This window comes from Streptomyces sp. NPDC004284, assembly GCF_042874035.1.
Taxonomy (GTDB): Bacteria; Actinomycetota; Actinomycetes; order Streptomycetales; family Streptomycetaceae; genus Streptomyces.
The window spans coordinates 61,193-73,203 of record NZ_JBIAMJ010000002.1; the positions used below are offsets into that span (position 1 = coordinate 61,193).

Below are 12,011 nucleotides of genomic sequence, written 5' to 3' on the forward strand. Positions count from 1 at the left end.
TCGCCGACTCCTACGCACGGAAGAGGAACATGCGCGTCAACGTATCAAACGGAGCTCTGCCCGGACCGCTCCGGGACCAGCGCGAACGCCTCGATCTCCACGAGCAGTTCCGGCCGGACTAGCGCCGACACCTGCACCGCCGAGCTCGCCGGCAGCGGCACGCCCGCGAAGTGGGCGTCGCGGGCGTCCCGTACGGCCGGGAGGTGGGCCATGTCCATGACGAAGTACGTCAGCTTCACCACGTCCCGGAAGCCCGCGCCGGCCGCCGCGAGGCAGCGCTCCAGGTTCGCGAAGACCTGGTGGGCCTGGGCCGCCGCGTCGCCCTCGCCGACCACCGCCCCGGAGGCGTCGAAGGCGCACTGCCCGGATATCGCGACGAACCGGCCCGTGCCCCAGACGACATGGCTGTACTGGGGGCTGGGCGCGAGGCCGTCGGGGGCGGGCACGTGGGTGAGGTGGCTCGTCATGCGCCCCATCCTCGCGCACGCCACCGACGGTGCCCGCACCCCTTGCGGGACGCGGGCACCGTGGGGGCCGGAAGGCCGTCAGCGGACGTGGCCCAGGAGGCCGTGGAGGGCGATGCCGGCCGGCTCCGCGCGTACGGCGCCGGCGCGCTTGCCGCTCTTCTCCGGGGTCGACGGCGCGGCCGGGGTCACGGGCTCAGGCTCGGGGTCGGGGAGCGTGGCGCAGACCGCGTCCACCTCGGCGTCGCCCTCGCCGCGCGGGACCTTGCCCGTGGCGAGGTAGGCGGCGAGGTGCTCGTCGAGGCAGTCGTTCCCGCCCAGGGTCACCCCGTGGTTGCCGCCGCCCTCCTCGACGACGAGGCTGGAGCCGCGCATCAGACGGTGCAGGGCGACCCCGCCCTCGTACGGCGTCGCCGCGTCGTCGGTGGCCTGGAGGATGAGGACCGGCGGCACCTGGTCGTTGGTGACGTCCGGCGGGGTCAGCGAGTCCACCGGCCAGAACGCGCAGGGCGCGTTGTACCAGGCGTTGTTCCAGGTGGAGAACGGCGCCTTCGCGTGCGTGTCCCAGCTGTCCTTGCGCCACACGTTCCAGTCGCGGGGCCAGCCCGCGTCCCGGCACTGCACGCTCGTGTAGACCGAGTAGCCGTTGTCGGCGGCCGCGTCGGCCTCCCCGTACCGCTCGTACGCCTGCTTCAGCGGCACCGGGTCCGCGTCGTTGACGTACGCGGCGAAGGCGCTCGCGAGGCGGGGCCAGTAGCCGTTGTAGTAGCCGCCCGGCAGGAAGGTGTCCTCCAGCTCGGCGGGGCCGACCTTGCCGCCGGCCGGGGCCGTGCGCAGCCGGTCCCGCATCCGGTACCAGGCGGCCTCGACCGCCGCCGGGTCGGTGCCCAGCCTGTAGACGGCGTTCTGCCGGGCCACCCAGGCCATGAAGGCCTTGTGGCGGGTGTCGAAGGCGTAGTCCTGCGCGATGTTGTCCTCGTACCAGACGCCGTGCGGGTTCACGACGGAGTCGAGCGCCATCCGCCGCACCCGGTCCGGGTACAGGCGCGCGTACACGGCGCCCAGATAGGTGCCGTACGAGTAGCCGAGGTAGTTGATCTTCTGCGCGCCGACCGCCCGGCGGATCGCGTCCAGGTCCCGGGCGGTGCTCACGGTGTCGATGTACGGCAGCAGGTCCGCGTACTTCTCGCCGCAGGCCCGGGCGAAGGACTGCGCCCGCGCGACGGCCGTCCGCTCGGCCGCGGCCCCCTTCGGCACCGAGTCCGCCCGCACGGGCGCGAAGTGGCCGGGCTCGCAGTCGAGCGCGGGCTCGCTCTTGCCGACCCCGCGCGGGTCGAAGCCGATCACGTCGTACTCGGCGGCCACCTTCGGGGGCAGCGAGGCCGCCACGTATCCCGCCATGGCGCGCCCGCTGCCGCCGGGCCCGCCCGGGTTGACGAGCAGCGGGCCCTGGGAGGTCTTCGCGGTGTGCGGGACCCGGGTGAGGGCGAGCGTGATCATGCGCCCGGCCGGGTCGTCGTGGTTCAGCGGCACCTTCAGGGTGGCGCACTGGAGCCGGGTGTACGCCTGCGTGGCGCAGTCGGTCCAGGCGAGGGGGGAGAGCGGTCGGGGGGTCGGTTCGCCGGCGCCCGCGGGGGCGGCGGGCAGGACGGTGACCGTCCCGGCGACCAGCGCTCCAGCGGCGATCAGCATTCCTGCGCGTGGGGTCATAGGGCGTTTGTGTCCCGAACCGGCGCCGAGGGGACCTGTTTCGCCGAGAGTTGACCCGAACGGAGGGGGATCCGACGGCGTGTCAGACGACCGGTCCGATGATCACAGGAAGGTCCTCAGGGGAGGGTGAGCTGCTCGGGCGCGGCCGCCGGGGCGGGCTCCTCCGGTACGGGGATCCGGCGCGCCGCTCCCCGGTGGGCGGGCCCGATGCCGAACTCGGCCGCCAGTTCGTGCACCTGACGGGTGATCCGGCGCTGGTACCAGGTCGGCGCGTAGGCCCCGTCCGCGTACATCCGCTCGTACCGCCGCACCAGGCCCGGGTGGTGCGCGCGCAGCCAGGTCATGAACCACTCGCGGGCACCCGGCCGCAGATGCAGCACGAGCGGGGTGACCGAACTCGCGCCGGCCTCCGCGATCGCGCGGACCGTCGCGCGCAGCTGCTCGGGGCGGTCGCCGAGGAAGGGCACCACGGGGGCCATCAGGACCCCGCAGTCGATGCCGTGCCCGCCGAGGGTGCGGACCACGTCGAGACGGCGCTGCGGCGAGGGGGTGCCGGGCTCGACGGTCCGCCAGAGTTCCTGGTCGGTGAAGCCGACGGAGACCGAGATGCCGACCTCGGTGACCCGGGAGGCCTGGGCGAGGAGCTCCAGATCGCGCAGGATCAGCGTGCCCTTGGTGAGGATCGAGAACGGGTTGGCCCGGTCCCGCAGGGCCGTGAGGATGCCCGGCATCAGGCGGTAGCGGCCCTCGGCGCGCTGGTAGCAGTCGACGTTGGTGCCCATGGCGATGTGCGCGCCCTGCCAGCGGGCGGAGGCGAGCTGCCGGGCCAGTAGCTCCGGGGCGTTGACCTTGACGACGATCGGGGAGTCGAAGCCGAGGCCGGTGTCGAGGTCGAGATGTCCGTGGCTCTTGCGGGCGAAGCAGTACACACACGCGTGCGTGCAGCCCCGGTACGGGTTGACCGTCCATTCGAACGGCATCCGGGAGGCGCCGGGCACCCGGTTCAGGATCGAGCGGGCCCGGACCTCGTGGAAGGTGACGCCGCGGAACTCGGGGGCGTCGAAGGTGCGGGTGGTGACCGCGTCCGTGCCGAACAGGGCGAGGCCGGCGGGGGTGTCGGGGGCGGCAGGGGTGTCGCTCGGATGGTCCCCGCGCATGGACGCCTCCTCGGTGGCTCTGCCTCGGCCCTGCGCTCAGAATAGAACACCTGTTCCCTTGGTTGCCGCAACCCGGATTTCGCCCCCCGGAGCCCACGTGGTTCGCTTGGCCCACACCCCCGAGGAACCACAAGCTGGAGGAAGTCAATGGCGCAGGTCGAGGCCACCACGGAACGGATCATCGCCGCGGACGCGGAGACGGTGTTCGACGCGCTGGCCGACTACAGCGGCACGCGCGCGAAGCTGCTCCCCGAGCACTTCAGCGAGTACGAGGTGCGCGAAGGCGGCGACGGCGAGGGCACCCTCGTCCACTGGAAGCTCCAGGCCACCAGCAAGCGCGTCCGCGACTGCCTCCTGGAGGTCACCGAGCCCACCGACGGGCAGCTCGTCGAGAAGGACCGCAACTCCTCCATGGTCACCACCTGGACCGTGACCCCCGCCGGCGAGGGCAAGTCCCGCGCCGTCGTGAGCACGGTCTGGAACGGCGCCGGCGGCATCGGCGGCTTCTTCGAGAGGACCTTCGCGCCCAAGGGGCTCGGCCGCATCTACGACGCCGTCCTCGCCAAGCTGGCGGACGAGGTCGAGAAGTAACGCCCGGAGCGTTCACCGATTCGAGTGGATCGCCCGCAGCCCCCGTACCGGCGCCCCCGCGCGCCGGGGGCGCGGGCCTTCTCGTAAACGCGCTGATGAGCGACCCAAGTGCGCCGTGGCGCAGGGACGTTCATCCCCCGGGACGCCACCACCCTCCCGTACCGCCCGACTTGCTCCCCCTTCGCGCGCAATGCGAAGAATGGCGCGGCGCAGACGCCGCGACGAGGGGAGCAGGAACGTGGGTGCGATCACGATCGCGAAAGCCGTCGAGGACGCCGAGGAGGGAGCGGGTCCGCTCGCCCCGGACGGACCGCCCACCGTCCTCGTCCCGCCGCCCGAGCCGGGCCCCGCCGCCCTCGACCCCCGCCGCGTCCGGCTCGTCTTCTGCGGCCTCATGCTCGCGCTGCTCCTCGCCGCCCTCGAGCAGATGATCGTCGCCACCGCCCTGCCGAAGATCGTCGGCGAACTCCACGGCCTGGACCGGATGTCCTGGGCGATCACCGCCTACCTGCTGACCTCCACCGTCGGCCTGCCGGTCTACGGAAAGCTCGGCGACCTCCTCGGCCGCAAGGGCGTCTTCCTCTTCGCGATCGTCGTCTTCGTCATCGGCTCCGGCCTCGCCGGCTGGTCCCGCACGATGGACCAGCTCATCGCCTTCCGCGCCGTCCAGGGCATCGGCGCCGGCGGCCTCATGATCGGCGTCCAGGCGATCATCGCCGACATCGTCCCCGCCCGCGAACGCGGCCGCTACATGGGACTGATCGGCGCCGCCTTCGGCCTCGCCTCCGTCGCCGGACCCCTGCTCGGCGGCTTCTTCACCGACCACGTCTCCTGGCGCTGGTGCTTCTACTTCAACGTGCCCTTCGGGCTCGTCACCCTCGCCGTCGTCGCCACCGTCCTCAGACTGCCGAAACCCACGGCACGCGCGCGCTTCGACGTCCTCGGCGCCCTGCTCCTCGCCGCCGCCTCCACCTGCCTGGTCCTGCTCACGAGCTGGGGCGGCACCGAGTACGCCTGGGACTCCCGGGTCATCCTCGCCCTGGGCGGCGGAGCCGTCGGAACGGCCCTGCTCTTCCTGGTCGTCGAGCGCTTCGCGCCCGAACCGCTCATCCCGCTCCGGCTGTTCCGCGACTCCGTCTTCACCGTCACCGCCCTCGTCGGCGCCGTCGTCGGCATCGCGCTCTTCGGCGCCGCCAGCTACCTCCCCAGCTTCCTGCAGATGGTCGAGGGCGCCAGCGCCACCGAGTCCGGCCTCCTGATGCTGCCCCTCATGGGCGGCATCGTCATCGCCTCCGTCGTCTCCGGCCAGCTCATCAGCCGCACCGGCCACTACAAGATCTACCCGGTGCTCGGCGGGGCCGTCTCCGTCCTCGGCATGTGGCTGCTCTCCCGCATGGACACCGACACCCCGCGCCTCCAGTACAGCCTGTGGCAGGCCGTCCTCGGCACCGGCATCGGCCTGGTCATGCCGGTGCTCGTGCTCGCCGTGCAGAACTCCGTCCGCCCCGCCGACCTCGGCACCGCCACCAGCGCCCACACCTACTTCCGCCAGATCGGCGGCAGCGTCGGCGCCGCCGTCTTCGGCACCCTCTTCGCCTCCCGGCTCGACCACGCCCTCGGCGACCGGCTCGCCGGCGTCCTCGCGCAGGGCGGCGCCACGCGGCTGCCGCCGGCCGAGTCGATCACCCCCGGGACCGTCCACACCCTGCCGCCGGCCCTGCGCGACGCGTACATCCAGGCGTACGCGGACGCGATGCCGCGGATCTTCCTCTACCTCGTGCCGGTCCTCGTGCTCGGCCTCGTCCTCGCCTTCTTCCTCAAGGAGAAACCGCTGGTGTCCCACCACAGCCCCGCCACCGAGGCCACCGACATCCCCTTCGACACCGCCGCCCAGGCCGTGCCGCACGCCCGTCACGCCGCCCCCGCCCCGGCCGCCGCCACCCCTCCGCACTCCGGGGTGCCCGTCTGCGGCACCGTCCAGCACCACGACGGCAGCCGCGTCCCCCGCGCCGCGCTCACCCTCATCGACGTCCAGGGCCGGCAGATCGGCCGCGGCGCCAGCGGCGAGGACGGCCGGTACGCCCTGAGCGTCCCCGGCAGCGGTGCGTACGTCCTGATCGCGGCGGCCGGCGGACACCAGCCGCAGGCCGTCTCCGTCACCGTCGGCGACCGGCCGGTCGAGCTCGACGTCGTCCTCGGCGGCGCCGGACGGCTCGCGGGCGCCGTCGTCACCGCCGACGGCACGCCCGTGCGTGACGCGGCCGTCACCCTCACCGACGTGCGCGGCGAGGTCGTCGCCTCCACCCGCAGCGGACGCGAGGGCGGGTACGTCATCGGCGAGCTCGTCGCGGGCGAGTACACGCTCGCCGCCAGCGCCCCCGCCTTCCGGCCCGCCGCGCTCCCCGTGAGCGTCCAGTCCTCCCGCGAGACCCGCCAGGACATCGAACTGGCCGGCGGCGCGGTGCTGCGCGGCACCGTACGGGCCGGGGGAGGGCGCCCCGTGGAGGACGCCCGGGTCACCCTCCTCGACGCCGCGGGCAATGTCGTCGACACCCTCACCACCGGCGCCGACGGCACCTTCCGCTTCATCGACCTGTCCTCCGGCGAGTACACGGTCATCGCCGCCGGATACCCGCCCGTCGCCACCGTCCTCCAGGTGGCCGGCGGGGGACGCACCGAGCGCGACCTCCAGCTCGGCCACGAGGACTGAGCCTTCCGCCGTCAGGAGGAGGCGGTCGTCGCCTTGCGCAGCGCGCTGATGCAGGTGCCGATCGCCTCCTGGAGGGCTTCGAGGCGCTGGAGCATGTCCGCCTCGTAGATGTCCTCCTCCATCACCTCGTCGAGCGTCAGCTCCTCGAAGACCTTCGTCGCCTTCTGCAGGCTGTTGTAGAACTTCGTCCGCCGCTCCTGGACGCGCAGCGCCGGGTCCTCCTCGACCGCCTTGGCGACCAGGCCCTTCACCGTGTCGTAGGCCTCGCCGGCCCACTCGCCGGCCTCCTCCGAGTCGTCCAGCTCGTCGAGGAGCGACAGGTGCCGCTCGGCCTCGGCCCGCAGCTCCGGCGGCGCCTCCACGGTCTGCCCGGCGGGGGTCCTGATCTCACCCTTCTCCACGATCTGCCGCACGTACCCGATGCGGTCGGCGGCCTTCGCCTCGTTCGCCACCGCCTTCTTCAGGCCGTCGGTACGGGCGAAGGCCCGGGCCATCTCGGTCTGGAGGGCCGGGTCCTCCTTCATCCGGTCCAGCAGCGCCCCGCGCGCGGCCTCCGCCGTCCCCGGGTCGGCGAGGATCGCCGCCCGCAGCGCCGTCGGGTTCTCCGCGACCTCCAGGGCCTTCGTCGGCCGGATGCCCTCCGCCTCGGCCGCCGCGCTGATCGCCTGGCCGCGCACGGAGGACGCGCTGTTGCGGGAGGCGTAGTACGAGAGCCAGACGTCCGCGTCCGGCAGCTCGATGTCCTCACCCGGGACCAGCACCTCGAACTGCGGGACCAGGCCGTCGTCGGCCGCCATGTCCCAGGCCCGGTAGTAGCGCATGACCCGCTCGGGCGAGCACCCCGCGAGCTCCGCGAAGGCCTTCGCGGAGACCTTCGTCCGCGCCGTCCCCTCGGCTGCGGGCTGCCCACCCGGCCGGACGCTCCGCGCCACCTTCAGCGCGAAGGCCCAGCCGCCGGTCCGGGCGTAGACCCCGAAGTCCCGGGCGTCGCGGACGACGACGGGGTCGTGGTCACGGTCGGCGTCGTCGGCGTCGTGGGTGTCCTGCGGCTCGGGGTCCGACGGCTCCCAGAACTCCGGCTCCTCCGCCATGACGGGTCCGGCGGGCTCGGGAACGACGACGGACTCGGTCTCGACGGGCGCGGATTCGGACGGGGTGAAGGCGATGGTCACCGAGAGCTCTCCGGAAGGTCGACAACGACGATTGCGGCCGACAGCCTATACGCACCCGTTGGCGATGTTTCGCCCGATTCGAAGCCCCGGTATATCGGTGGCGGGGCGGATGGCGCGGAGGGCACCATGCCTCCATGATCTACGGAATCGAGATCCACCCCGCGCGATGAGCGCCCCGCACGAGCGTCCGACGCTCGCACCCGCGCTGTACGCGTACGCCAAGGGGCTGAGCGACAGCGATCCCGACGGGCCGCCGCCCCGAGGAGGCCACCCCCTCCCCGGCACGGCATGGCCCGCGCGTCGCGGGGGCGCCGGCCTCCGCCACCGCGAGGCCCGCGCGGCCGTCACCGACAGCCTGCTCCCGCTTCTCGGCACCCCCGACCCCGCAGGGGCCGCCGCCGAGGCGGAACGCGCGCTCGCCACGACGGGAGTCGTCCACGCGCAGACCGTCTTCGCCGCCACCGCGGCGGCGATCGAACCGCCCGACGAACCCGCCGTCCGCGTCCTCGCCCGGTCGTTCGCCCGGCGCCTCGTCCGGACCGGAACGACCGTCCCCGGTGTATCCGCCGGGCTCGGGCTCCTGAGCCGCCTCGGGGAAGCCGAGGACGTGCCGTACCTGTGCGTCCTCGGCCTCCTCGACGGTCTCGTCCGCCCCGTCGACGCGGCCCTCGCTCCTCTGGACCGGACGGCCGCCGCCCTGGTGTGGCTGATCCACCGGACCCGCGGCGAGGAACTGCGCGACCTCGTCGGCGCCCTGGCCGCCGGGGACCGGGCCGCCGTGCCCGACCGGCTCCTGAGGCTCCCCACGGACGCGCGGGGAGCGGGGCCCGAGGTCTCCCGGCGGGCCGCCGAGGCCGTCGGCCTCGCGGGCCTCCTCCGGGCGGACCCGGACCGTCCCGGACTCCTCGCGCGCGCCGTGCGCCTCCTCGCCAGGATGACCAGCAGCCGGGACCACCACGCCGAGATCCTGCGGTACGGAGACGCCGTCGACCTGTACGAGACGGTGGCCGCCCACGCCCACCGACTGCCCCGCGACGTGGACCACCGGGCCCGGCTGCTCACCCTCGCCCTCGACCTGCACAGCGGCGCCTCGCACCTCCTCCCCTGGCCGCCCGGCCGGCGCGAGGCGCTCCACCGCACCCTCCTGGACACGGCCGTCCGGCCGGGGGAAACACCAGTCGACCCGGACGGACGACGGCGCGCCGACTGGATCCGTCGCACGGCACGTCAGCTGCGCGCCGCTCCGCGGGACCCGCTCCCGTTCCGGATCGAGGTGGCCGTCGCCGACCCCGGCGACCCGGATGTGGTCGAGACCCGCTTCCTGGCCGACGGGCGCCCCCTCGTGCCGGAGCTCTTCGGCCCGGGGCCGGGAGGGCCGCCCGAGTGGCTCCTCGACGACGGAACCCTGCGCGCCGGCCCCGAACCCCGCGAGGTGCGGCTCGCCGAGGCGTACCGCACCGAAGGCTGCTGCGGTGCCCTGTACGTCACCGTGCGGCGCGAGGGCCCGCACGTCGTCTGGGACGGGTGGCGGCGGCCCGGCGCGCCGCCCGGACCGACGGCGCCGCCCGCCGCCTACCGCTTCGACGCCGATGCGTACGACGCCGAGATCGCCCGCGCCGAGCAGGACCTGAGCTGGACCTGGCCGGCCCGCCGGACCGCCCGGCTGATCAGCGCGGGGCTGCGCGAGCGGCCGGAGCTGCTCACCCGGTGGGGACTCCGGAGAGGGTGGATCTCCACGGATTTCCACACACCGGACACCACCGTGGTCACCTTCGACGGGCCGCCCCTGGCCGCCGACGGCACACCCGACACGGAGCAGCACGCACGCCGGTTCCTCTGGCGGCTCCCGGACGACGGCAGACCGTCCGAGGACCAGGCCGCCGCCGCACTGCGCCGGCTGGCGGAGGAGGACCCCAGGGGATATCCGGAAGCCGGGCGCTGAGCCGTACCGCCGTCCGGTGCGTGTCATTGGTCCACTCCAACGGCGGTTATCCACAGGGGTGGTAGGGCGGCCGGGCGGCGCGTACGGTGCCAGGCATGAAGATCCTCATCAGCGCCGACATGGAGGGCGCGACCGGTGTGACCTGGCCCGCCGACGTGCTGCCCGGCACGCCCCAGTGGGAGCGGTGCCGCGCGATGTTCACGTCCGATGTGAACGCCGCGGTGCTCGGCTTCTTCGACGGTGGCGCGGACGAGGTGCTCATCAACGAGGCGCACTGGTCCATGCGGAACCTGCTCCTGGAGAGGCTCGACGAGCGGGCCGAGATGATCACGGGACGGCACAAGTCCCTCTCGATGGTCGAGGGAGTGCAGCACGGGGACGTCGACGGCATCGCCTTCGTCGGGTACCACACCGGCGCCGGCGCCGAGGGCGTCCTCGCCCACACCTACCTCGCCAACTCCATCACGGGGGTCTGGCTCAACGGCGAGCGGGCGAGCGAGGGCCTGCTGAACGCGCAGGTGGTCGCGGAGTACGGCGTGCCCGTCGTCCTCGTCACCGGCGACGACCTGACCTGCGAGGACGCCCTCGGGTACGCGCCGGAGGCGCCCAAGGTCGCCGTCAAGGACTATGTCTCGCGGTACGCGGCGGTGTGCCGCACCCCGGCCAGGACGGCCGCCGACATCCGCGCCGCGGCGAAGACCGCCGCCGCGCTCGCCGTCCGGCACGAGCCGGTCCGGGGCGGCCCGTTCACGGTGGAGCTGGAGTTCGACGCCGAGCACCTGGGTGCCGCCGCCACGGTGGTTCCCGGCGTGGCGCGCAGCGGCGAGCGGCGCGTCGCGTACACCAGCGAGACGATGTACGAGGCAATTCGCACGTTCAAGGCGGTCACGACCATCGTCTCGGCCGCGGTGGAGGAGCAGTATGGCTGAGGAGGTCCGGGGCCCGGACACGACGGCGCTCGACGAGGTGGTCACCTTCACCTCCGAGCTCATCCGCATCGACACCACCAACCGGGGCGGCGGCGACTGCCGCGAGCGCCCGGCCGCCGAGTACGTCGCCGAGCGGCTCGCGGACGCCGGGATCGAGCCGACCCTCCTGGAGCGGACCCCCGGCCGCACCAACGTGGTGGCACGGATCCCCGGCACCGACCCCACGGCCGAGGCGCTCCTCGTCCACGGCCATCTGGACGTGGTGCCCGCCGATCCCGACGAATGGAGCGTGCACCCCTTCTCCGGCGAGGTCCGCGACGGGGTGGTGTGGGGGCGCGGCGCCGTCGACATGAAGAACATGGACGCGATGGTCCTGGCCGTCGTCCGCTCCTGGGCCCGACAGGGGATCCGCCCGCGCCGCGACATCGTCCTCGCCTACACCGCCGACGAGGAGGCCAGCGCCGAGGACGGCTCCGGCTTCCTCGCCGACCGGCACGCGGCCCTCTTCGAGGGCTGCACGGAGGGCATCAGCGAGTCCGGGGCGTTCAGCTTCCACCCGCAGCCCGGCACCACCCTCTACCCGATCGCGGCGGGGGAGCGGGGCACCGCCTGGCTCAAGCTCACCGCCCACGGCCGGGCCGGCCACGGCTCCAAGGTGAACACGGCCAACGCCGTCACCCGCCTCGCCGCGGCCGTCGCCCGGATCGGCACCCACACCTGGCCGGTCCGCCTCACCACGACCGTCCGCGCCGCCCTCGCCGAACTGACCGCGCTGTACGGCATCGAGGTCGACACCGACGCCCCCGACCTCGACGTCGACCTCCTCCTCGACAAGCTCGGACCCGCCGCCGCCCTCGTCGAGGCGACCGTCCGCAACAGCGCCAACCCGACGATGCTCGACGCCGGTTACAAGGTGAACGTCATCCCGGGCCAGGCCGTCGCCCACATCGACGGGCGGATGCTCCCGGGCGCCGAGGAGGAGTTCGCCGCGACCATGGACCTGCTCACCGGGCCCGACGTGGAGTGGGAGTTCCACCACCGCGAAGTGCCCCTGGAGGCCCCGGTCGACTCGCCGACCTTCGCCAAGCTGCGGGCCGCCGTCGAGCGCTTCGACCCGGCCGGGCACGTCGTGCCGTTCACCATGTCCGGCGGCACCGACGCCAAGCAGTTCTCCCGGCTCGGCATCACCGGCTACGGCTTCTCGCCGCTCCGGCTGCCCCCGGACCTCGACTACGGGGCGCTCTTCCACGGCGTCGACGAGCGCGTCCCCGTCGACGCCCTGCACTTCGGCGTCCGGGTGCTCGACCACTATCTGAAGTCCGCGTAGGCCGTGACA

General features: G+C 73.6%; 9 protein-coding genes. 5 read left to right on the forward strand and 4 right to left on the reverse strand.

From position 1 onward, the window contains the following. Nucleotides 1-44: 44 nt before the first annotated feature. The 3 genes from ACFYUS_RS05375 to ACFYUS_RS05385 all read right to left on the reverse strand — a co-directional run bounded on the left by ACFYUS_RS05375 (nt 45) and on the right by ACFYUS_RS05385 (nt 3,331). Nucleotides 45-467, reverse strand: a complete 423-nt coding sequence (locus tag ACFYUS_RS05375; protein ID WP_388846143.1) for a RidA family protein — start codon at nt 465-467, stop codon at nt 45-47. A 78-nt stretch (nt 468-545) separates the two neighbouring features. After that, nucleotides 546-2,174, reverse strand: a complete 1,629-nt coding sequence (locus ACFYUS_RS05380; RefSeq protein WP_388846145.1) for an alpha/beta hydrolase — start codon at nt 2,172-2,174, stop codon at nt 546-548. 116 nt (nt 2,175-2,290) lie between these two features. Beyond that, nucleotides 2,291-3,331, reverse strand: coding sequence for an Rv2578c family radical SAM protein (locus ACFYUS_RS05385; RefSeq protein WP_388846147.1), 1,041 nt, complete (start codon nt 3,329-3,331; stop codon nt 2,291-2,293). 147 nt (nt 3,332-3,478) lie between these two features. Between ACFYUS_RS05385 and ACFYUS_RS05390 the strand changes: the two genes are divergently transcribed. Then, nucleotides 3,479-3,922: an SRPBCC family protein gene (locus ACFYUS_RS05390; protein ID WP_041132028.1), complete on the forward strand. Its 444-nt coding sequence runs from the start codon at nt 3,479-3,481 to the stop codon at nt 3,920-3,922. 238 nt (nt 3,923-4,160) lie between these two features. Next, nucleotides 4,161-6,632: an MFS transporter gene (locus ACFYUS_RS05395; protein ID WP_388846150.1), complete on the forward strand. Its 2,472-nt coding sequence runs from the start codon at nt 4,161-4,163 to the stop codon at nt 6,630-6,632. A gap of 11 nt (nt 6,633-6,643) precedes the next feature. Here the strand turns inward: ACFYUS_RS05395 and ACFYUS_RS05400 are convergent, their stop codons facing one another. Beyond that, the gene (locus tag ACFYUS_RS05400; protein WP_388846152.1) at nt 6,644-7,804 is read right to left on the reverse strand and encodes a hypothetical protein; all 1,161 of its coding nucleotides are present in this window, start codon (nt 7,802-7,804) and stop codon (nt 6,644-6,646) included. Nucleotides 7,805-7,970: 166 nt separating this feature from the next. On the opposite strand from ACFYUS_RS05400, the gene ACFYUS_RS05405 reads away from it, so the two are divergent. The 3 genes from ACFYUS_RS05405 to ACFYUS_RS05415 all read left to right on the forward strand — a co-directional run bounded on the left by ACFYUS_RS05405 (nt 7,971) and on the right by ACFYUS_RS05415 (nt 12,002). Then, the gene (locus tag ACFYUS_RS05405) at nt 7,971-9,746 is read left to right on the forward strand and encodes a hypothetical protein (RefSeq protein ID WP_388846154.1); all 1,776 of its coding nucleotides are present in this window, start codon (nt 7,971-7,973) and stop codon (nt 9,744-9,746) included. 95 nt (nt 9,747-9,841) lie between these two features. Beyond that, entirely contained in the window at nt 9,842-10,675 is an 834-nt protein-coding gene (locus tag ACFYUS_RS05410) for a M55 family metallopeptidase (RefSeq protein WP_388846156.1), read from the forward strand. Beyond that, nucleotides 10,668-12,002, forward strand: a complete 1,335-nt coding sequence (locus ACFYUS_RS05415) for a M20/M25/M40 family metallo-hydrolase (RefSeq protein ID WP_388846158.1) — start codon at nt 10,668-10,670, stop codon at nt 12,000-12,002. The genes ACFYUS_RS05410 and ACFYUS_RS05415 overlap by 8 nt, the downstream gene beginning before the upstream one ends. Nucleotides 12,003-12,011 lie beyond the last annotated feature (9 nt).